The following is a 19,607-nucleotide window of genomic DNA, read 5'->3' as shown; positions in this document are numbered from 1 at the left end:
GAGGATCAATCCTCGTCGCCGCCGTTGGTTTCCTCGGCGAGGTTCAGCGGGTGCGCGGGCTGCACGGTGGAAACCGCATGCTTGTAGACCAGCTGGGCCATGCCCTCACGCTGGAGCAGCATGCAGAACAGGTCGAACGCGGCGATCTGCCCTTGCAGCATCACCCCGTTCACCAGGAACATGGTGACGTTTTCCTGCTGCTTGCGAACCGCATTCAGGAAGATTTCCTGCAGCACCGGGTTCTTGTGCTGATACTCGCCCGCCGCCGTGAGCAGCGCGGCAAGGTCCATCGGGCCCGAGGGCATGATGGTGGAAATGGCATGCTTGTAGATCAGCTGCGACTGGCCGTCGCGGCGGAGCAGCACCGAAAAATTATCGAACCAGGTAACGATCCCCTGGAGCTTGACGCCCTTGACGAGGAACATCGTCACCGGCGTCTTCGACCGGCGCAGTGAGTTGAGGAACAGGTCCTGAAGCGAAGTCTGCTTCTCTGCCATATGGTGGCTCCATTTATTCTTGGCGGGATTTGTCCCGCGGTGCGCCGTTCCCGGCGTCAGGGTCGGCGCCACCCCGGCGCCGGGATCCAATCTAGGGGCTTCGCACGCTTCCGTCCATAGCGGCTCAATCCTCCCGCGCGTCGGTGATGCCGAGCAGCTTGAGCTTGCGGTGCAGGGCCGAGCGCTCCATCCCGATGAAGCTCGCCGTGCGGGAAATGTTGCCCGAGAAGCGGCGGATCTGGACGCGCAGATATTCGCGCTCGAAGCTCTCGCGCGCTTCCTTGAGCGGGGCACCCATGATTGCGTTGGAGGCCATGCCGCTGCCGCCGTCGTTCTGGCGGCCCAGCACCTCGGGGGGCAGCAGGTCGACGTCGATCCGCCCGATCCGGTCGCCCGGAGCGAGGATCACGGTGCGCTCGACGACGTTACGCAGCTGGCGGACATTGCCCGGCCAGTCATAGCTCTGCAGCGCGACCATCGCATCGGCCGCGATCTCCGGAGTCGGCACGCGGCGCTCGGAGGCATAATGGGCGACATAATGCTCGACCAGTGCGGGGATGTCCTCGCGGCGATCGGTCAGCGCAGGGATCGGCACCGGCACCACGTTGAGCCGGTAATAGAGGTCTTCGCGGAAACGCCCCGCGGCGATCTCCGCCATCAGGTCGCGCGCGGTGGCGGAGACCACGCGCACGTCCACCTTCACCACACGGGTGCCGCCGACACGGCTGAAGCTCTGGTCCGTCAGCACGCGCAGGATCCGCGCCTGGGTCGCAACCGGCATGTCGGCGATCTCGTCGAGGAACAGCGTACCGCCATGCGCCTGTTCGAGCAGGCCGGGCCGCACGAGGTCGCCACTCTCCTCGACGCCGAACAGCTCCTCGTCGACGCGCTCGGGGGTCATTCGCGCGGCGCTGACGACCACGAAGGGGGCGTCGGCGCGCTGGCTCCAGCCATGGAGCAGCCTTGCCGCGACTTCCTTGCCCACGCCCGCGCCGCCGGTGATGAGCACGCGGCTGCCGGTCGAGGCGACGCGCTTGAGGGTGGCGCGCACCGTATTGATAGCGGTCGACGTGCCCTGCAGGTCGGTCCCCCGCCCTGTCACCGCCCGCAGCGACGCGACTTCGCGGCGGAGTCGCTCGGTCTCGGTCGCGCGGGCAACCATCAGCAGCAGCCGCTCGGCCTCGAACGGCTTCTCGATGAAGTCGGAGGCCCCGCGGCGGATCGCCGCCACCGCAGTATCGAGATTGCCATGGCCCGAGATCACCAGCACCGGGATCGAGGGATCGCGCCGCTTGATCTCGTCGAGTAGTTCCAGTCCATCGAGCCGCGAGCCCTGCAGCCACACATCGAGCAACACCAGGCTTGGCCGGCGCTCGGCGATCGCCTCGAGCGCCGAATCGCTGTCGGCAGCGTTGCGGGTGGCGTACCCCTCGTCCTCCAGCACGCCGGCTACCAGTTCGCGGATGTCGCGCTCGTCGTCCACGACGAGAATGTCCAGGCTCATGTTCTGCTTCCGATCCGGGTGAGCATGGCCGGGCGCGCGTCTTTCGCGTTGTCCGGCGTCTCCGTGAGTGCGACGCTGGCAAGCATCGCGGTATCGAAGCACAGCGTCACGCAGGTGCCGCCGCCGGGGCGGTCGGCAAAGCCGATCGTGCCGCAATGTTCTTCGACGATCTTCTTGACGATGGCGAGGCCCAGGCCGGTGCCCCGGCTGCGCGTCGTCATATAGGGTTCGACGATCCGGTCGCGCTCGACCGGCAGGCCGACGCCGTTGTCGGCGAGGGTGAGGACCAGCTTGTCGTCGGCCTCGGGCTGGATGGTGAGATGCACCTCGCCCTGCGGCAGATCCGCCCCCTCCCCGGCCGCCTCGTTGCGCGCCTCGATCGCTTCCACGGCGTTCTTGACGACATTGGTCAGCGCCTGGCCGATCTGGCGGCGGTCGCACACCAGCGTGGGCGCCGGATCGGGGGCGTCGAGGGTGAAGCGCAGCGCCGGGTGCGCGACCTCGTGCAGGAACATCGCCTGGCGGGCGATGTCGAGCAGCGACTCGCGCCGGAACATCGGCTTGGGCATCCGCGCGAAGGACGAGAACTCGTCGACCATCCGCCGCAGGTCGCCGACCTGGCGGACGATCGTCTCGGTCAGCCGCGCGAACACGCCGTCGCTCTGGTCGACCTGCTTGCCATAGCGACGCTGGAGCCGTTCGGCGGCGAGCTGGATCGGGGTGAGCGGGTTCTTGATCTCGTGCGCGATGCGGCGGGCGACGTCGGCCCAGGCGGCGCGGCGCTGGTCGTTGAGTTGCTGGGTGATGTCGTCGAAGGTCAGCACCTGGCCGCCCTCGTCGGTGGTGACCTTCACCGCCAGCGTCCGCGCCTCGCCGCCGCTGGCGATCTGCACGATCCCCTCGCGCTCGCCGCTGGCCAGCATCGTCTCGAGCTCGGGGGCGAGCGCCTCCAGCGGCTGGCCGACCGGTTGCTCGGCGGCATGGCGTAGCAGCGCAATCGCCGAGGCGTTGATCAGCCGCACGCGGTGGTCGCCACCGATCGCGATCACCCCCGCCGACACGCCCGACATCACCGCCTCGATCAGCGCACGGCGGCTGTCGAGCTGGGCATTGGCGGTGACCAGCGCGTTGGTCTGGTCCTGCAGCCGCTCGGTCATGCTGTTGAAGGCGATGCCGAGCGTGGCGATCTCGTCGATCCGCTCCGGCGTGGGCACCCGCGCGCTGAGGTCGCCATCCGCCACCTGCCCTGCCGCCTGGACGAGCTGGTCGACCGGGCGAACCAGCCGGTCCGCCACCGCCAGCGCGATCCAGGTGGCGATGCCGACGATCAGCAGCGCGACGCCGAACAACACCGCGTTGAACTGGAGCTGGAGTGAACGCGAGCGGGCGATCAGCGCGGTATATTCGTGCCCGATACGATCCGACGCGAGGTTCTGGCGGTTGAGAAAGTCGACATTGTTCGGGGTGGCGACATAGAGAAACAGGTTCGCCGAGCGGTCGACCGGCGTCACCACCCACACGACCTCGGAGTCGTAGTTGATATAGCTGTCCTCGTCCCGCAGCACCTTGAGCACCTTGCCCGAGACGCGGCGGGTGAAGGTCGGCGCGGAGGGCGCCTCATAGGCATAGAGCGCCTCGACCCGCTTGCCGTCGATCACGCGGAACAGCACCGACTGGAAGAACTGGCGGAAATAGGTCTGGCGTAGGAACCAGTCCTCGAACACGGCGGAGCGCTCGGGCACCTTGGGCGCGGTTTCGAGCATGTCGCTCACCATCTGCCGCGCCTCGCTCTTCCAACGCTGGATCACCAGCGACTTGCCCTCGTTGGCGAGCGCCTGGGTGGAGGTAAGGGCCGCGCGCGCGCGCTCAGATCCCCAGAGCTGGATACCCGACTGGAACATGATCGAGGCGGCGATCACCGCCAGCACGATCGGCACGCTGGCCATCAGTGAGAATACCGCGACCAGCCGCACGTGCAGCCGCCCGCCCCCCGCCAACGCCGACCGAGAAGTGCGCTTGAGCGCGATCCGCCGCCCGATCAGCACGATCAGCGCCACATAGGGGAGGAGATTGACGAGCAGCAGCGCAGCCGCGACGCCTGGGCTGAACAGCTGCTGGTTGGAGTGCTGGCGAACGAACCAGTAGGTGATCACCGGGGTAGCCACGGCCAGCGCGACCACCAGCATTTCGACCAGCCGAAACGCCCGTCCGGGGCGCGACCAATCTTCAGGGCTATCGAGACTCGTTGGAGCTACGGCGACCATTGCCCCCTGTGTACACGGGGATTGTGGCCAAAAGAACACATAATATTGCGGATTTGTCACCCATAGGCATCGGTCCGCCGCAGATTGCGTGTCTTCAGCTTGTCGGGTCGTCTCCGCGCGTCGCAATCCCCAGCGTATCCAGACGCTTGCGCAGTGTGTTGCGATTGATGCCGAGCGCCCGCGCGGCGCGCAGCTGGTTCTGCTGGTGGCGCGCGAGCATCATCTCGATCAGCGGGCGCTCTACTTCGCTGATGATGCGGTCGTAGAGCGTGCCATCATCGAGCGAGCGCGGCTCCTCCAGCGCGATCCGCTCCAGCCGGGCCCGGATCGCCGCCTCGATGCCCGCATCACGCGCGATCGGCAGCACGCCGCCGCCATCGCCCAGCGCACGGCGGAGCGCGGCGGCATCGATCCATTCGTCACGCGAGAGTGCAGCGATGCGACGCATCAGGTTTTCCAGCTCGCGAACATTGCCCGGCCAGTCGAGCGTCTCGAGCAGCGCCACCGCGTCCTTGTCGAGCTGCTTGCGCGGCAACCCGTCCTCGGCGGCGCGGTCAAGGAAATGGCGGGCGAGCAGCGGGATGTCCTGGCGGCGCTCGCGCAAGGCCGGCAGGCTGATCGGCACGACATTGAGCCGGTAGAACAGGTCCTCGCGGAATTGGCCGACCTGGACCAGCTGGGCGAGATCCTTGTTGGTCGCGGCGACGATGCGGACATCGGCGCGGATCGTCCGGGCGCCGCCGACGGTGGTGAACTCGCCCGACTGGAGTACCCGCAGCAGCCGCGTCTGCGCATCCATCGGCATGTCGCCGATCTCGTCGAGGAACAACGTGCCGCCGGCCGCCTGCTCGAACTTGCCGGCGACGCGTGCCTGCGCGCCGGTGAAGGCGCCGCGTTCATGGCCGAACAGCTCAGCCTCGATCAGCTCGCGCGGGATCGCCGCCATGTTGAGCGCGACGAAGGGCGCACGGCGGCGGGGGCCGAGGTCGTGGATCGCCTTGGCGACGAGCTCCTTGCCGGTCCCCGACTCGCCGCTGATCAGCACCGTGAGGTCGTTGGAGACGACGCGGGCGATCACCCGATACACCTCCTGCATCGCCGGCGAGCGGCCGATCAGCGAGGGTCCCCCACCCTGTTCGGCATCGGGCTGGTCGGCGGGGCGGCGGCGGCCGCGCGCCATCGCGCTCTGCACCGCATGGGTCAGCGCATCGAGGTCGAACGGCTTGGGCAGATAGTCGAAGGCGCCGACTTCCGTGGCGCGCACGGCCGTCGCCAGCGTGTTCTGCGCCGAGAAGACGATCACCGGCAGCGCCGGGTGTTCCGCCATCAGGCCGGAGACGACGTCGAGCCCGTTGCCGTCGGGCAGCACCACGTCGGTAACCAGCACATCGGGCACGCCGGTGGTGAGCGCCCGCCGGAGTTCCGCGACACTGGCGGCGGTGGCGACGCGGTGCCCCTCGCGCTTGAGCGCGGCGGCGACCACGGTGCGGATCGCGGCGTCGTCATCGACGACCAGAACCGAGCCGGGCGTCATGCCGAGGCTCGCGGCAACAGGATGCGGAACACCGTAACCTCCGGTTCGCGTTCGCGGGCATATTGGACGATCCCGCCCATGTCCCGCACCAGTTTCTCGACGAGCGGCAGCCCCAGCCCCTTGCCCTCCGGCTTGCCCGAGACGAACGGCTCGAACAAATGCTCGGCGATATCGGCGGGGGCGCCGGGGCCGTTATCCATCACGCAGATCTCGATCGGAAGCGGCCGGCGCGGCTGGCCGGGACCGGCATTGACCGACATGCCGTGGCGGAAGGCGGTCGACAGGATGATGCGCGGCTGGGCGAGGCCCTTGAGTGCCTCGGCTGCGTTCTTGAGCAGGTTGATCAGCACCTGGAGGAACGCGTCGCGATCGACCAGCACCGGCGGCAGCGAGGGGTCGAACCATTCCTCGATCACGATCCCGCGCGCGAAGCCCGCCAGCGCGACGCGGCGGCCATGGTCGAGCAGCGGATAAATGTTGGTGGGCGCGAGATCGAGCGGACGGGTGTCGGTGAAATCCTGCATCCGGTCGATCAGCGCGGCGATGCGATCGACCTCGGTGGTGATCAGCCGGGTGAGCTCGCCATTCGTCTCGGGATCGCCGCCGCTCTGGAGCAGCTGGGCCGCGCCGCGGATGCCGGAAAGCGGGTTCTTGATCTCGTGTCCAAGCATCGCCGCCGCACCGGTCGCCGCGCGGGCGCCGGCGGTGCGGTCGAGGCCGTGGTTCATCTTGCGCGCCTGGGGGGCATGGTGAAGCGTCACGATCCGCCAGCCGGGATGGTCCGGCACCTGGCTTTCGAGGAAGTCGACCCGCAGCCGCGAACCGCGCACCGCCTCGATCTCGGCATCGAACGCCGCGAAGCCGCGCCCGTCGCGGCGATCGGCATAGTCCTCGGGCGGCAGCAGCACCGCGTCATAGGGCTGGCCGACCATGCTGGTCTCGCTATGGTTGAGCAGTACCTCGCACGCCGGATTGGCATGGGCGATGCGCCCGTCGGGATCGAGCACGAGCACTGCTACCGGCAGCGCGCCGAATAGTTCGGCGAAACTTGGTCCTTCGACGGTTTGCGGGCGGAACCGCTTCAGGCCGCCGCGCGGGAAAGCCACGGCTCGTAGAACTCCGCCAGCATGTCGAGCACCTTCACCGGATCGACGACCTGGTTCACCTTGTTGCGGAACTCGGCCGAGCCGTGCAGCCCCTTGGTGTACCAGCCGAGATGCTTGCGCATCATGTTGACGCCGACCTCGTTGCCGTAATGCCCGAGGGTCTCGACATAATGCTCGGTGATCACGCGATATTGTTCTTCGATCGACGGTTCGGGCTTGTCCCCCTTGCCGGTCAGCGCGTCCATTACCTGGCGGAGGATCCACGGCTTGCCATAGGCGCCGCGGCCGATCATCACGCCGTCCGCACCCGACTGGGCCAGCGCCTCGCGCGCATCGGCCACGGAGCAGATGTCGCCGTTGACGATCACCGGGATCGAGACCGCGTCCTTCACCCGGCGCACGAAGCGCCAGTCGGCCGAGCCGCGATACATCTGGTTGCGGGTGCGGCCATGGACCGTCACCAGCTTGGCGCCGAGATCCTGCGCGATCCTGGCCAGGTCGGGTGCGTTTAGGCTGTCGAGATCCCAACCCATCCGCATCTTGACCGTCACCGGCGCCTTCACCGCATCGACACAGGCGCGGATGATCGCGCCGGCATGGTCGAGATCCCGCATCAGCGCCGAGCCGGCATCGCCATTGGTCACCTTGCGGACCGGGCAGCCCATGTTGATGTCGATGATCGAGGCGCCGCGATCCTCGTTGAGCTTGGCCGCTTCGGCCATCTCGTGCGGCGTGCAGCCGACCAGCTGCATCGAGACGGGCTCCTCGATCGGGTCCCAGGCCGCCTTCTGCACCGATTGGCGCGTCTCGCGGATCGCGGCGGCGCTGGCGATCATCTCGGTGACATTGAGGCCCGAGCCGAAGCGCCGCACCGCGCGCCGGAACGGCAGGTCGGTAACGCCGGTCATCGGCGCGAGCAGCACCGGGGCTTCGACCGTCACGGGGCCGATCTGGATGGGGGCGAGTTCGCGCATCAATTCTGCCTGAAAATCAGGCAGGTGATGTAGCGATCCCGAGCGCGAAGGGCAAGGTCGCGGAAATCCATGCGGCCGTGACATAGCATTGCCTGGCCCTCGGCGGCCCTACCGCTGCCCCGCAAACTTCGCTAGGCGCTCCGCCATGACCGCGTTCAGGACCGCCGCCATCCTCGTCGCCGCCGGCAGCGGCACCCGCGCCGGGGGCAGCGTGCCCAAGCAATATGCCCTGCTCGGCGGCAAGCCGCTGCTCGCCTATGCCCATCACGCGCTGAGCAGCCATCCCAAGATCGGCGCGGTACTGACCGTGATCGGCGAGGGCCAGGAGGCGTTGCTCGAAGCCGCACTGGGCACCACGCCCTTCGTCACGGGCGGCGCCACCCGGCGCGAGTCGGTGCGGAACGGGCTGGAGGCGCTGCTCGCCGGTGGCTTCACCCATGTCCTGATCCACGATGCCGCCCGGCCCTTCCTGCCGGCACGGGTGATCGACGACCTGCTCACCAGCCTGGACGCCGAGGGCGGCGCAATTCCCGCCCTCCCCGTCGCCGACACGCTGGTACGCGGCGAAGGCGCGCGGATCGGCGACACCGTCCCGCGCGACGATCTATACCGTGTCCAGACCCCGCAGGCCTTTTCCTTCGACGCCATTCTCGATGCGCACCGCCGCTGGCCCGCCGAGCAGGAGGCGACCGACGACGCCCAGATGCTGCGCGCGTTCGGCGGCCAGGTCGCCCTCGTCCCCGGAGACCAGATGCTCGAAAAGATCACCCACCCCGCCGATTTCGCCGCCGCCGAGACGCGGCTGGCCGCCGCGATGCGCGTCCGCACCGCCACCGGATACGACGTGCACCGCTTCGCCGAGGGCGAGGCACTGTGGCTCGGCGGCGTGCGCATTCCGCACAGCAAGGGCCTGTGGGGCCATAGCGACGCCGATGTCGCGCTCCACGCGATCACCGATGCACTGCTCGGCACGATCGGCGCGGGCGACATCGGCATGCATTTCCCGCCCAGCGACCCGCAATGGCGGGGGGCGGCCTCCGCCCGCTTCCTCGAACATGCCGCCTCGCTGGTCGCAGCAGAAGGCGGTATCCTCGATTTCATCGACGTGACCCTGATCTGCGAGGCGCCCAAGATCGGCCCGCACCGCGAGGCGATCCGCGCCTCGATCGCGGCGATCCTCGGTCTCGATCCGGGACAGGTGAGCGTCAAGGCCACCACCACCGAACGCCTGGGCTTCACCGGCCGCGGCGAGGGCATGGCGGCGCAGGCTGTCGCAACCGTACGGGTACCTGCAAGGAACTGACTCGTAACACCCTTCATCCAATGGCAAGGGGGCGCCGTTATGGACACGATTCTTCCCACCGAGCTCGTAGAAGCCGCGCGCAAGGTCATCGACGCGAACCGCGCCGCCGGCCGCCGCGTCGCCGTCGCCGAGAGCTGCACCGGCGGCCTGGTCTCCGCCGCGCTGACCGAATTGCCGGGTTCGTCCGACGTCTTCGACGCCGGCTTCGTCACCTATTCCAACGACGCCAAGATGGACGTGCTGAAGGTGAGCCTCGACGTGCTCGAGACCTTCGGCGCCGTCTCGATCGCGGTTGCCTGGAGCATGGCGCAGGGCGTGCTGGAGCGCACCAAGGCCGATGTCGCGGTGGCGATCACCGGCATCGCGGGTCCGGGCGGGGCGACCGAGAACAAGCCGGTCGGCACCGTCGTCTTCGCCCAGGCGATCCGCGGCGCCGATCCCAAGCACGTCGTCGCCGACGCGCGCCATTTCGAGAATGACGGCCGCGGCGGCATCCGCCTTCAGGCGGCGTTGTGCGCGCTCGACCTGTTGATGCCGTCGCCCGAGGTACCGGTCGAGGAGCCCGAAGCGGCGTAAAGCTTCGCCGCGCGCTCCTCGAACGCACCGATCATCTTGCGGAGCGCGCGGTCGAACACCTGGCCTGCCAGCATCTCGAACACCCGGTTCTTGAACGCGAAGTCGACGCAGAAATCGACATAGCAGCCGCCCTGCCCGTCCGGCCGGAACTTCCAGTCGTTGGACAGGTGCTTGAGCGGCCCGTCGACATATTCGACATGGACGGTCTCCGGCCGCGCCTTGGTGACGCGCGACGTGAAGGTCTCGCGCAGCCCCTTGAAGCCGACGATCATGTCCGCGACGACCTGGGTGTCGCTCGACGAGCGGACGCGCATCGCGCTCACCCAGGGCAGGAACTCGGGGTAGCGCGCGACATCGGCGACCAGATCGAACATCTGTTCCGGCGTATAGGGGAGATGCCGGGTTTCGCTGTGCTTGGGCATCAGGCCTTGGCGCTCGCCTTTGCCAGCTTGGCCTCGCGGGCCGCGCGCATCTCGGCGAAATCTTCGCCGGCGTGATAGCTGGAGCGCGTGAGCGGGCTCGATGCGACCTGCAGGAAGCCCTTCGCCCGCGCGATCGCGCCATAGGCCTGGAAGTTCTGCGGGGTCACGAACTCCTCGACCTTGGCGTGCTTCGGCGTCGGCTGGAGATACTGGCCCATCGTCAGGAAATCGATGTCGGCCGAACGCATGTCGTCCATCACCTGGTGGACCTCCAGGCGCTGCTCGCCCAGGCCGAGAATGATGCCCGACTTGGTGAAGATCGACGGATCGAGCCGCTTCACCGTCTCCAGCAGCCGCAGCGAGGCATAATAGCGCGCGCCCGGACGGATCATCGGATAGAGCCTGGGGACGGTTTCCAGATTGTGGTTGTACACGTCCGGCCGCGCGGCGACGATCGCCTCGACGGCAGCCTCGTGCTTGTTGCGGAAATCGGGCGTGAGGATTTCGATCGTGGTGGTCGGGCTCGCCTTGCGGATCGCCTCGATCACCTTGACGAACTGGCTGGCGCCGCCGTCGGGCAGGTCGTCGCGGTCCACCGAGGTGATGACGATATGCTCCAGGCCCATCTGCAACGCCGCCTCGGCAACGTGCTGCGGCTCGAGCGGATCGACTTTGCGCGGCATGCCCGTCTTGACGTTGCAGAAGCGGCAGGCGCGCGTGCAGACGTCGCCTAGGATCATCACCGTCGCGTGCTTCTTGGTCCAGCACTCGCCGATGTTCGGACAGGCGGCTTCCTCGCAAACCGTGTTGAGGCTCTTGGCGCGCATCAGGGCGCGGGTCTTGGCGAACCCTTCCGAGGTCGGGGCCTTGACGCGGATCCAGTCGGGCTTGCGGACGCGCTCGGGGCGCGGCAGCGGAGTCTGCTCGTTCATGGGGGGCAGATAGAGCGCCCGGACGCGTTTCGCCAGTCCCGGAAATTGCGCATGGCGTTGCACGGAGCGCAAGCGGCGCGGGCGCGTTGTCGACATCGACAAGCAGCATCGGGAAAGGTAAACAGAGCATATGGCAGGATTCAGGGAACTGATCGGTGGCTATCACCGCTTCCGCACCGGAGGCTGGAGCCAGCAGCGCGCCCGTTGGGCCCAACTGTCCGAGGGGCAGAGCCCCAAGGTGATGGTGATCGCCTGCTCGGACAGTCGAGTCGATCCGGCGCAGATCTTCGACACCTTGCCGGGCGAAATCTTCGTCGTGCGCAACGTGGCGAACCTGGTCCCGCCCTATGAGACCGATGGCGGTCGCCACGGCGTGTCCGCGGCGCTGGAGTTCGCGGTGACGCAGCTGAAGGTGGAAGAGATCGTGGTGATGGGCCATGGCGCCTGTGGCGGCGCGCATGCGGCACTGACCCAGCGCTTCGCCGATGCGGAGCATGGTGAGGGCGGGTTCATCGCGCATTGGGTCGATATGCTGGACGAGGCGCGGGAGAAGGTTCGCGCCGAACATGGCGAGGGGCCGGAAGCGGTGCGCGCGATGGAGCACGAGACGGTGCGCGTCTCGTTACGCAACCTGCGCAGTTTCCCGTTCGTCACCGAGCGCGAAGCGGCGGGCAAGCTGACCATCCACGGTGCCTATTTCGCCATTGCGGATGGGATGCTGCATGTGATGGACGACGAAGGCACCTTCGCGGCGGCGTAACCTGAAGATCCTCCCCGGCACGGGGAGGATCGCGAACTCAGAACTTCCCCAGCGCCTCTGTAGCGACCTTCACCACCGCCGGATCAAGCTCGGGCGGCACCATCGGCACGTGCTTCTCCAGCTGATCGGCAATCGCGGTCAGCGCTGCGATCCGCGCGGCCTTCTTGTTGTTGCCGTCGATCACCGTCCAGCGCGCGTGCGGGGTGTCGGTCTCGTGGAACATCGCGTGCATCGCATCGAGATAGTCTGCCCGGCGCGCGCGGTTGCGGAAGTCGTCCATGCCGGTCTTCCACCGCTTCCACGGATGGGTCAGCCGGTCGCGCAGGCGCTTGTCCTGGGTCTTCTGCGTCACGTGCAGGAAGATCTTGATCAGCGTCGCGCCGTTGTTGACCTGCTGCGCCTCGAAATCGTTGATCTCGGCATAGCCGCGCCGCCAGTCGGTCTCGCTGGCATAGCCCTCGACGCGCTCGACCAGCACGCGGCCATACCAAGTGCGATCGAACACCGCGATATTGTGCTGCGCCGGCAGCCGCTGCCAGAAGCGCCAGAGGAAATGATGGGCGAGCTCTTCCTGGGTCGGTGCCGAGATCGGCCAGACTTCGTAATAGCGCGGGTCCCATTCCGCGGTGAGGCGCTTGATCACCCCGCCCTTCCCCGCCGCGTCCCAGCCCTCCAGCGCGATGATCGCGCGACGCTTGTGGATGATGTGCGCCGTCTGGATATGGCTCAGACGCTTCTGGAGCTTGGCGAGCTCGGCTTCGTAGTCACCGTCGAAGGGTTCGCCGGTCTCGTAGTCGGAAAGATCGATGGTCATGGGAGCCCCTAACGAGCAGGCGCGATCAAGGCTGCATCGACGCGGTTGGCAAGCGGCCGCCCGGCCTCAAAATCGGCGATGCTCGCCAGCGTCGTCTCGGCGATCGCGGACAACGCCTCCTCGGTGAGGAAGGCCTGGTGGCCGGTGACGAGGACGTTGGGAAAGGTAAGGAGCCGCTGGAACTGGTCGTCGGCAATGATCTCGTTGGAGAGATCCTCGAAGAACAGGTCGGCCTCCTGCTCGTACACGTCGAGAGCAACGGCGCGCACCTTCCGTGCCTTGAGCCCATCGATCAGCGCCGCCGTGTCGATCAGCGCGCCGCGGCTGGTGTTGACGATCACCAGCCCGTCGCGCGCTTCGGCAATCACCTTGGCGTCGATCAGCCGATGCGTCTCGGGCGTGAGCGGGCAATGCAGCGTCACGATCTCGGCGGTACGCAACAGCTCATCGCGCGGCACATAGCGGACGCCGATCGCCTCCAGCTCGGGATCGGCATGAAGGTCGCTGGCCAGTACGGTGCAGCCGAAGCCGGCCCGGAGCACCCGGGCGACCAGCGCGCCGATCTTTCCGGTGCCGACCACGCCGACCGTGCGGCCGTGCAGGTTGCGGCCGATCAGCCCGTCGAGCGCAAAGTTGTTCTCCCGCACCCGGGCCCAGGCGCGCGGGATCTGGCGGTCGACTGCCAGCAGCAGCCCGACGGTGAACTCCGCCACCGCATGCGGCGAATAGGCCGGCACCCGCACCACGGCGATGCCCAGCCGCTCGGCCGCGGCGAGATCGACATTGTTGAAGCCGGCACAGCGCAGCGCCACCAGCCGGACGCCGACCTTCGCCAGCGCTTCCAGCACCGTCCCGTCGACGCCGTCGTTGACGAACACGCACACCGCTTCGTGCCCTGCCGCCAGCGGCGCGGTCAGCACGTCCAGACGGGGTTCGAGAAAGGTGAGGTCGTGGCCGAAGCGCGCGTTCGCCTCGGAAAGGAAGCGGCGGTCATAGGCCTTGGTGTTGAACACCGCGACGCGCATGACCGCCCCCTTCCGCTCAGCCGGCCTTGGGGCCGTCGACGCCCGGTGCCAGGCGGATGTGCAGTTCCTTGAGCTGCTTGTCGCTCACCGCCGAGGGCGCGTGCATCATCAGGTCCTCGGCCTTCTGCGTCATCGGGAAGGCGATCACCTCGCGGATGTTCGGCTCGTCGGCGAGCAGCATCACGATGCGGTCGACACCCGGGGCCGAACCGCCGTGCGGCGGCGCGCCGAACTTGAACGCGTTGATCATGCCAGAGAAGTTGGTGTCGACATCCTGCTGGGTATAACCGGCGATCTCGAACGCCTTGTACATGATCTCCGGCTTGTGGTTCCGGATCGCGCCCGAGGACAGCTCAATGCCGTTGCAGACGATGTCGTACTGATAGGCGAGAATGTCGAGCGGATCCTTGGTCTCCAGCGCCTCCAGCTCGCCCTGCGGCATCGAGAAGGGGTTGTGGCTGAAATCGACCTTCTTCGCGTCCTCGTCATATTCGAACATCGGGAAGTCGACGATCCAGCAGAACTCGAAGCGCTTCTTGTCGATCAGCTCGAGCTGCTCGGCAGCGCGGGTGCGCGCCAGGCCGGCGAGCTTGGCGGCCTGGGCTTCCTTGCCGGCGGCGAAGAAGATGCCGTCGTTCGGGCCGAGGCCCATCGCTTCGGCAATCGCCTTCATGCCATCCTGGCCATGGTTGTTGGCGATCGGGCCGCCGAACACGCCGTCCTTCTGCGTCGCATAGCCGAGGCCGGGGAAGCCTTCGCTCTGCGCCCAGCTGTTCATGTCGTCGAAGAACTTGCGGCTTTTCTCGTGGGTGCCCGGCGCCGGGATCGCGCGGACCACGTCGCCGCCCTCGACGATCGAGGCGAAGCGGCCGAAGCCCGAGCCCTTGAAGAAGTCCGATACGTCGGTGATCACCAGCGGGTTGCGCAGGTCCGGCTTGTCGTTGCCGTATTTGAGCATCGATTCGCGGTACGGGATGCGCTTGAACGGCAGCGCGCTCACGCTGCGGCCCATACCCTCCCAGTCTGCGAACTCCTCGAACACGCCGTGCAGCACCGGCTCGATCGCGGCGAACACGTCGTCCTGCGTCACGAAGCTCATCTCGAAGTCGAGCTGGTAGAATTCACCCGGGCTGCGGTCGGCGCGGGCGTCCTCGTCGCGGAAGCAGGGTGCGATCTGGAAATAGCGGTCGAAGCCGGCGACCATCAGCAGCTGCTTGAACATCTGCGGCGCCTGCGGCAGCGCGTAGAACTTGCCCGGGTGGACGCGGCTGGGGACGAGATAGTCGCGTGCGCCCTCGGGGCTCGACGCGGTGAGGATCGGCGTCTGGAACTCGGTGAAGCCCTGGTCGATCATCCGCCTGCGCAGCGACGCGATCACGTTCGAGCGCAGCAGGATGTTCTTGTGGACCTTCTCGCGGCGCAGATCGAGATAGCGGTTCCGCAGGCGGATCTCTTCGGGATATTCCTGCTCGCCGAACACCGGCATCGGCAGGTCGGCGGCGGCGGACTGGACGGTCACCTCCGCCGCGCGGACCTCGATCTCGCCGGTCGGCAGGTTCGGGTTCACCACGCTGGCATCGCGCGCAACCACCGTGCCCGTGACGGTGATCACCGATTCGGAGCGCAGCGACTCGATCGCATCGAAGGCCGGGCCGCTCGCGTCGGTGACGATCTGGGTAATGCCGTAATGGTCGCGCAGGTCGACGAACACCAGGTCGCCATGGTCGCGCTTGCGGTGCACCCAGCCCGACAGGCGGACGGTTTGCCCGACGTCCGCGGAGCGGAGCTGGGCGCAGGTATGGGTGCGATAGGCGTGCATGTTGCGGTTCTTCTCACCTTGTCGTCATCCCCGCCCGGTGGCGCGGTGCCGGAATGGGCCGGCGCGACGATATTGAAACACTATGACCGCGCGCATTCCGGTCACACCCCACTTTTGTCAACCCGAAGACCGGTATATGGGCATGCGATGCACATTCATGGTCTGATCGAAGACAGCGTCACCCTCGCCGATCTCTGCAAGCGCCTCGCGAAGTCCGACTTCATCACGGTCGATACCGAGTTCATGCGGGAAAACAGCTACTGGCCCGAGCTCTGCCTGATCCAGGTCGCGAACGATAAGGAGGCCGCGGCGATCGATCCGATGGCCCCGGACCTCGACATGGGGCCCCTGCTCGACCTGCTCGTCGAGAATGAGGACGTGCTCAAGGTCTTCCACGCCGGCGGGCAGGATATCGAGATCGTCTACAACCTGACCGGCAAGACCCCGCACCCGATGTTCGACACCCAGGTCGCCGCGATGGCGCTCGGCCAGGGCGAGCAGATCGGCTATTCGAACCTCGTCGACACCTATCTCGGTGTCGTCGTCGACAAGGGCGCCCGCTTCACCGACTGGGCGCGCCGCCCGCTCGACAAGCGCCAGATCGACTATGCCATCGCCGACGTGACCCACCTTTCCAAGATCTTCCCCAAGATGCTGGAAAAGCTACGCAAGTCCGGCCGCGGCGTATGGCTCGACCAGGAGATGGAGCGAATCTCCGATCCCGAGAACTATCGCAACGATCCCGACCAGGTTTGGCAGCGCGTCCGCATCAACAGCCGCAAGCCCGAGGTGCTCGGCCGCCTCAAGGCACTTGCCCGCTGGCGCGAGCTGGAAGCGCAGGGCAAGGATCTGCCGCGCGGCCGCATCGTCAAGGACGAGACGCTGGCCGACCTCGCCGCCAATCCGCCGCGCAAGCAGAGCGATCTCGCCAAGGTGCGCGGTCTTTCCGCCGCCTGGGCAGGCAACGATATCGGCGGGCGGATGATGGCGGCAATCGCCGAGTCGAAGCCGCTGCCGGCCGACGAGATGCCCGGCCGCGAGGAGCGCAAGCCGTCGCTCGGCAAGGACGGTGCGCTGGTTGCCGATCTGCTGAAGCTGCTGCTCAAGATCCGCGCCAAGGAAGTCAACGTCGCCCCGCGGCTGCTCGCCCGTTCGGAGGATCTGGAGGCGCTCGCCGCTGGGGTCCGCAAGGACCTGCCGATCCTGGAAGGCTGGCGCTACGAGCAGTTCGGCCGTGACGCGCTGGCGCTGGTCGAAGGCCAGCTCGGCTTCGCGGTGCGCAACGGCAAGCTCAAGATGAGCCGCACCGAGGATCCGGCATGATCCGCGCCCTGACCCTGCTCGCGCTGGCGGCCACCGCTGCCGCCTGCGCACCTCAGAAGAAAGCCGAACCACTGCCGCCGATGGTTGAATGCGACGCCAACCGGGTGCAGGACCTCAAGGGCAAGCAGCGCTCGCCCGCGATCGAGGCCGACGCGCTTGCCCGCTCGGGCGCCAAGCGCGTGCGCTGGATCGCGCCGGGCTCGGCGGTGACGATGGACTTCCGCGTCGACCGACTGAACCTGCACGTCGACGCCGCCGGCACGATCACCGACGCCCGCTGCGGCTGAAGCCACTCAGCGGACCGCCCGACCCGCCGCAAGCGCGCGCTCCCGCGCCTCGCGGTGGTCGATGCGTTTGGGCGGATAGGCGGCGGGGCGGCACCCTGCCGCCTCGGGATCGTGGATCACGGCGTCGGACAGCTTGGCGAGTTCGGGCACCCATTGCCGGATATAGCCCGCCGCATCGAACTTCTCGGACTGGGTGAGCGGCGCCATTACCCGGCTCCACTGGCTCGAGTCGACGCCCGAGCCCGAGACCCACTGCCAGTTGACAGAGTTGTTTCCGTAGTCCGCGTCGACCAGCGTGTCCCAGAACCAGCGCTCGCCCTCCCGCCAGTCGATCAGCAGGTGCTTGATCAGGAAGCTGGCGGCGATCATCCGCACGCGGTTGTGCATCCAGCCGGTCGCCCATAGCTGGCGCATGCCCGCGTCGACGATCGGGTAGCCGGTTTCCCCGAGCTGCCAGGCGCGGAGATCGGCCTTGGCATCCCTGCCGCTCCGCCATTCCATCTTGTCGAAGGCGGGACGGCCGTTCTTGGCGGCATAATCGGGAAACTGGCAGATCAGGTTCTGGGTGAAGTCACGCCAGCCCAACTCGCGCAGATATTCCTCCACCTGCCCGCCCGCATCCTCGACAGCATGCCACACCTGCGCGGGAGAGACCTCGCCGAAATGGAGGTGCGGCGAGAGGCGCGAGCTGCCTTCGATCGAGGGCAGGTTGCGGGTGTCGTCATAGCGGGCGGCATGGTCCTGGAAGCGCCGGAGCCGCTGGTGCGCGCCGGCCTCGCCGGGGGTCCATTCCTCGCGGAAGCCGCCGGCCCAGTCGGGCTTGGTCGGTAGCAGGTCCCACTCTTCCAGCGTGTCGCTCTTCGGCCATTTGGACGGTGCGCCGATCTTCTGCGGCACCCGCAGCGGCGGCGCCGGGGGCAGGCGCTCGCGCAGCGCTCGCCAGAAAGGCGTGAAGATCTTGTAGGGCTGGCCCGCCCCCGTCGTCACCGCGCCGGGCGGCAGCAGGTAATTGCCGTCGTGGCAGCAGAGCGTCAGCCGCTGCGCCACCGACCGCTCGGCATTGCGCCACCAAGGCTCGTAATGGCGGATGCCGTGCACGGTCGTCGCCCCGGTCTCCTCGGCGAGACGCGCCAATTCCGCGTCGCTCTTTCCCCGGCGGAGGATCAGCCGAGAGCCCTTCTCGCGCAGCGCCGCGTCGAGCGCCATCAGGCTGTGGTGCAGCCACCAGCGCGAGGCGCCGCCCATCGCACGGTGCTTCGCCGTCTCGTCGTCGAGCACATAGACCGGGATTACCGCCCCCGCCTCCACAGCGGCGACGAGCGCGGGGTGATCGGCAAGGCGGAGGTCGCGGCGGAACCAGAGCAGGACGGGTGCGGTCATAGGCGTACAAACGCGCAAGTGCGAACCAGGGCCACCTGTCCGCTGGATCAGGGGGCATGGACCCGATCGGCGACGGCAGGCGTTACGCTGCCGTCATCAATCGAGGGATCCCCATGGCATTCACATCGGCGGCGATGGTCGTCAACACCAAGTCCCGCCACGGCCAGGACTGGTTCGACCGCGCCTGCGCCCGCTTCGGCGAGCAGGACATGCCCGTCGATGCGCACGCCGTTGACGATCCCGATCGGCTGGAGGCGGTGCTGGACGAAATGCTGGCGAAAAAGCCCGAGCTGGTAATCCTCGGCGGCGGCGACGGCACGATCAGCGGGCTGGTCGACACGCTGGTCGGCAAGGGCGTGACACTGGGCGTGCTGCCGCTCGGCACTGCCAACAGCTTCGCGCGCTCGCTCGGTATCCCGCTGGACGTCGACGGGGCGATCGACGCGATCCTGCAGGGTACGCCCAAGCGCATAGACCTGGGCATGATCGACGACGATTACTACGCCAGCACCGCCGCGATCGGCCTGTCGCCGCAGATCGCCCAGACCGTGCCGCACAATGCCAAGCGCTGGTTCGGGCGGATGGGCTATCTCAGCTGGGCCGTGCTGCAGTTCGTCAAGTTCAAGCCGTTCACCGTGATCGTCGGCGAGGGTGCGAACGCTCAGCGCGTGCTTGCGGTGGAGGTGCGGATCTCCAACGGCCCGTTCCATGGCGGCACCGAGCTGGTCGACGAGGCCAGCGTCGCCTCGGGCGAGATCGTCGTCCAGGTGGTGAAGGGCCCGACCAAGTCGCGGCTGGTCCGCAACTGGGCGGCCTCCGTGCTGCGGCTAGAGGCACGCAGGGAGGATACGGTGACGTTTCGGGGCAAGTCGCTGCGGGTGGCGACCGAACCGTCGCTGCCGATCTCGATCGACGGCGAGGTGCTGGCCAACACGCCGGTGACGGCGAAGGTGGCGGCTGCGGTGATCGACGTGATGGTGCCGCGCGAGACGGAGTAGCTTGGTAAAGTCACCCTCACCTCCCCATCGCTAGTGCGATGGTCCCCTCCCCCTCCCGCAGGCGGGAGAGGGAGGGCGCCGCGAAGCGG

General features: G+C 67.5%; 18 protein-coding genes. 6 read left to right on the top strand and 12 right to left on the bottom strand.

Going from position 1 to position 19,607, the window contains the following annotated elements; genetic code table 11:
- Nucleotides 1-5: 5 nt before the first annotated feature.
- The 6 genes from hfq to dusB form a co-directional block, all read right to left on the bottom strand.
- Complete coding sequence (gene hfq, locus GGR89_RS07520) at nt 6-557, bottom strand: RNA chaperone Hfq (RefSeq protein ID WP_277600097.1); 552 nt, start codon at nt 555-557, stop codon at nt 6-8.
- Between the two features lie 64 nt (nt 558-621).
- Nucleotides 622-2,001 carry a nitrogen assimilation response regulator NtrX gene (gene ntrX / locus GGR89_RS07515; RefSeq protein WP_125974411.1) on the bottom strand — a complete coding sequence of 460 codons (1,380 nt, stop codon included), beginning with the start codon at nt 1,999-2,001 and terminating at the stop codon, nt 622-624.
- Nucleotides 1,998-4,265, bottom strand: coding sequence for a sensor histidine kinase NtrY-like (locus GGR89_RS07510; RefSeq protein ID WP_125974413.1), 2,268 nt, complete (start codon nt 4,263-4,265; stop codon nt 1,998-2,000). Before GGR89_RS07510 ends, ntrX begins: the two co-directional genes overlap by 4 nt.
- A 94-nt stretch (nt 4,266-4,359) precedes the next feature.
- A complete protein-coding gene (ntrC, locus tag GGR89_RS07505) occupies nt 4,360-5,799 on the bottom strand; it encodes a nitrogen regulation protein NR(I) (RefSeq protein ID WP_125974415.1) in 1,440 nt (479 codons plus the stop codon).
- Nucleotides 5,796-6,905 carry a two-component system sensor histidine kinase NtrB gene (locus tag GGR89_RS07500; RefSeq protein ID WP_125974417.1) on the bottom strand — a complete coding sequence of 370 codons (1,110 nt, stop codon included), beginning with the start codon at nt 6,903-6,905 and terminating at the stop codon, nt 5,796-5,798. The genes ntrC and GGR89_RS07500 overlap by 4 nt, the downstream gene beginning before the upstream one ends.
- A complete protein-coding gene (dusB, locus tag GGR89_RS07495) occupies nt 6,881-7,879 on the bottom strand; it encodes a tRNA dihydrouridine synthase DusB (protein WP_125974419.1) in 999 nt (332 codons plus the stop codon). The genes GGR89_RS07500 and dusB overlap by 25 nt, the downstream gene beginning before the upstream one ends.
- A gap of 145 nt (nt 7,880-8,024) precedes the next feature.
- Between dusB and GGR89_RS07490 the strand changes: the two genes are divergently transcribed.
- Together GGR89_RS07490 and GGR89_RS07485 are read left to right on the top strand one after the other, a co-directional pair.
- Nucleotides 8,025-9,182 carry a bifunctional 2-C-methyl-D-erythritol 4-phosphate cytidylyltransferase/2-C-methyl-D-erythritol 2,4-cyclodiphosphate synthase gene (locus GGR89_RS07490; RefSeq protein WP_125974421.1) on the top strand — a complete coding sequence of 386 codons (1,158 nt, stop codon included), beginning with the start codon at nt 8,025-8,027 and terminating at the stop codon, nt 9,180-9,182.
- Between the two features lie 39 nt (nt 9,183-9,221).
- The gene (locus GGR89_RS07485; RefSeq protein ID WP_125974423.1) at nt 9,222-9,758 is read left to right on the top strand and encodes a CinA family protein; all 537 of its coding nucleotides are present in this window, start codon (nt 9,222-9,224) and stop codon (nt 9,756-9,758) included.
- On the opposite strand, the gene GGR89_RS07480 is transcribed toward GGR89_RS07485, so the two are convergent.
- The gene (locus GGR89_RS07480) at nt 9,683-10,180 is read right to left on the bottom strand and encodes a type II toxin-antitoxin system RatA family toxin (protein WP_121076933.1); all 498 of its coding nucleotides are present in this window, start codon (nt 10,178-10,180) and stop codon (nt 9,683-9,685) included. The two genes, GGR89_RS07485 and GGR89_RS07480, sit on opposite strands and share 76 nt — an antisense overlap.
- Nucleotides 10,180-11,112 carry a lipoyl synthase gene (lipA, locus tag GGR89_RS07475; protein WP_125974425.1) on the bottom strand — a complete coding sequence of 311 codons (933 nt, stop codon included), beginning with the start codon at nt 11,110-11,112 and terminating at the stop codon, nt 10,180-10,182. Before lipA ends, GGR89_RS07480 begins: the two co-directional genes overlap by 1 nt.
- 130 nt (nt 11,113-11,242) lie before the next feature.
- Here lipA and GGR89_RS07470 point away from each other — a divergent pair, with 130 nt between their 5' ends.
- Nucleotides 11,243-11,872 (top strand): carbonic anhydrase, encoded by a 630-nt coding sequence (locus GGR89_RS07470; RefSeq protein ID WP_125974427.1) that lies wholly within the window; start codon nt 11,243-11,245, stop codon nt 11,870-11,872.
- Between the two features lie 37 nt (nt 11,873-11,909).
- Here the strand turns inward: GGR89_RS07470 and GGR89_RS07465 are convergent, their stop codons facing one another.
- The 3 genes from GGR89_RS07465 to aspS are packed head-to-tail and all read right to left on the bottom strand — an operon-like array spanning nt 11,910 to nt 15,530.
- On the bottom strand, nt 11,910-12,686 hold the full coding sequence (locus GGR89_RS07465) for a polyphosphate kinase 2 family protein (protein WP_125974429.1): 777 nt from the start codon (nt 12,684-12,686) through the stop codon (nt 11,910-11,912).
- An 8-nt stretch (nt 12,687-12,694) separates the two neighbouring features.
- Nucleotides 12,695-13,711 (bottom strand): 2-hydroxyacid dehydrogenase, encoded by a 1,017-nt coding sequence (locus GGR89_RS07460; RefSeq protein WP_125974431.1) that lies wholly within the window; start codon nt 13,709-13,711, stop codon nt 12,695-12,697.
- Between the two features lie 16 nt (nt 13,712-13,727).
- Entirely contained in the window at nt 13,728-15,530 is a 1,803-nt protein-coding gene (gene aspS / locus GGR89_RS07455) for an aspartate--tRNA ligase (protein ID WP_125974433.1), read from the bottom strand.
- 147 nt (nt 15,531-15,677) lie between these two features.
- Here aspS and rnd point away from each other — a divergent pair, with 147 nt between their 5' ends.
- Complete coding sequence (rnd, locus tag GGR89_RS07450; protein WP_125974435.1) at nt 15,678-16,853, top strand: ribonuclease D; 1,176 nt, start codon at nt 15,678-15,680, stop codon at nt 16,851-16,853.
- Complete coding sequence (locus GGR89_RS07445; RefSeq protein ID WP_125974437.1) at nt 16,850-17,140, top strand: I78 family peptidase inhibitor; 291 nt, start codon at nt 16,850-16,852, stop codon at nt 17,138-17,140. The genes rnd and GGR89_RS07445 overlap by 4 nt, the downstream gene beginning before the upstream one ends.
- A 6-nt stretch (nt 17,141-17,146) precedes the next feature.
- On the opposite strand, the gene GGR89_RS07440 is transcribed toward GGR89_RS07445, so the two are convergent.
- Entirely contained in the window at nt 17,147-18,520 is a 1,374-nt protein-coding gene (locus tag GGR89_RS07440; RefSeq protein ID WP_125974439.1) for a cryptochrome/photolyase family protein, read from the bottom strand.
- Nucleotides 18,521-18,633: 113 nt separating this feature from the next.
- On the opposite strand from GGR89_RS07440, the gene GGR89_RS07435 reads away from it, so the two are divergent.
- On the top strand, nt 18,634-19,518 hold the full coding sequence (locus tag GGR89_RS07435; RefSeq protein ID WP_125974440.1) for a diacylglycerol/lipid kinase family protein: 885 nt from the start codon (nt 18,634-18,636) through the stop codon (nt 19,516-19,518).
- Nucleotides 19,519-19,607: the final 89 nt, after the last annotated feature.

The sequence above is a fragment of the Sphingomonas trueperi genome, assembly GCF_011927635.1.
In the GTDB taxonomy this organism is placed as follows: domain Bacteria; phylum Pseudomonadota; class Alphaproteobacteria; order Sphingomonadales; family Sphingomonadaceae; genus Sphingomonas; species Sphingomonas trueperi.
Note: the sequence above shows the minus strand (reverse complement) of the source record. Positions and strands in the feature narration are given on the sequence as shown.

What these genes read in the sequence shown, in the direction of transcription:
- ntrX (WP_125974411.1), bottom strand. Translation starts at nt 2,001, where the DNA reads ATGAGCCTGGACATTCTCGTCGTGGACGACGAGCGCGACATCCGCGAA.
- GGR89_RS07510 (WP_125974413.1), bottom strand. Translation starts at nt 4,265, where the DNA reads ATGGTCGCCGTAGCTCCAACGAGTCTCGATAGCCCTGAAGATTGGTCG.
- ntrC (WP_125974415.1), bottom strand. Translation starts at nt 5,799, where the DNA reads ATGACGCCCGGCTCGGTTCTGGTCGTCGATGACGACGCCGCGATCCGC.
- dusB (WP_125974419.1), bottom strand. Translation starts at nt 7,879, where the DNA reads ATGCGCGAACTCGCCCCCATCCAGATCGGCCCCGTGACGGTCGAAGCC.
- GGR89_RS07490 (WP_125974421.1), top strand. Translation starts at nt 8,025, where the DNA reads ATGACCGCGTTCAGGACCGCCGCCATCCTCGTCGCCGCCGGCAGCGGC.
- GGR89_RS07485 (WP_125974423.1), top strand. Translation starts at nt 9,222, where the DNA reads ATGGACACGATTCTTCCCACCGAGCTCGTAGAAGCCGCGCGCAAGGTC.
- GGR89_RS07480 (WP_121076933.1), bottom strand. Translation starts at nt 10,180, where the DNA reads ATGCCCAAGCACAGCGAAACCCGGCATCTCCCCTATACGCCGGAACAG.
- lipA (WP_125974425.1), bottom strand. Translation starts at nt 11,112, where the DNA reads ATGAACGAGCAGACTCCGCTGCCGCGCCCCGAGCGCGTCCGCAAGCCC.
- GGR89_RS07470 (WP_125974427.1), top strand. Translation starts at nt 11,243, where the DNA reads ATGGCAGGATTCAGGGAACTGATCGGTGGCTATCACCGCTTCCGCACC.
- GGR89_RS07465 (WP_125974429.1), bottom strand. Translation starts at nt 12,686, where the DNA reads ATGACCATCGATCTTTCCGACTACGAGACCGGCGAACCCTTCGACGGT.
- GGR89_RS07460 (WP_125974431.1), bottom strand. Translation starts at nt 13,711, where the DNA reads ATGCGCGTCGCGGTGTTCAACACCAAGGCCTATGACCGCCGCTTCCTT.
- aspS (WP_125974433.1), bottom strand. Translation starts at nt 15,530, where the DNA reads ATGCACGCCTATCGCACCCATACCTGCGCCCAGCTCCGCTCCGCGGAC.
- rnd (WP_125974435.1), top strand. Translation starts at nt 15,678, where the DNA reads ATGCACATTCATGGTCTGATCGAAGACAGCGTCACCCTCGCCGATCTC.
- GGR89_RS07445 (WP_125974437.1), top strand. Translation starts at nt 16,850, where the DNA reads ATGATCCGCGCCCTGACCCTGCTCGCGCTGGCGGCCACCGCTGCCGCC.
- GGR89_RS07440 (WP_125974439.1), bottom strand. Translation starts at nt 18,520, where the DNA reads ATGACCGCACCCGTCCTGCTCTGGTTCCGCCGCGACCTCCGCCTTGCC.
- GGR89_RS07435 (WP_125974440.1), top strand. Translation starts at nt 18,634, where the DNA reads ATGGCATTCACATCGGCGGCGATGGTCGTCAACACCAAGTCCCGCCAC.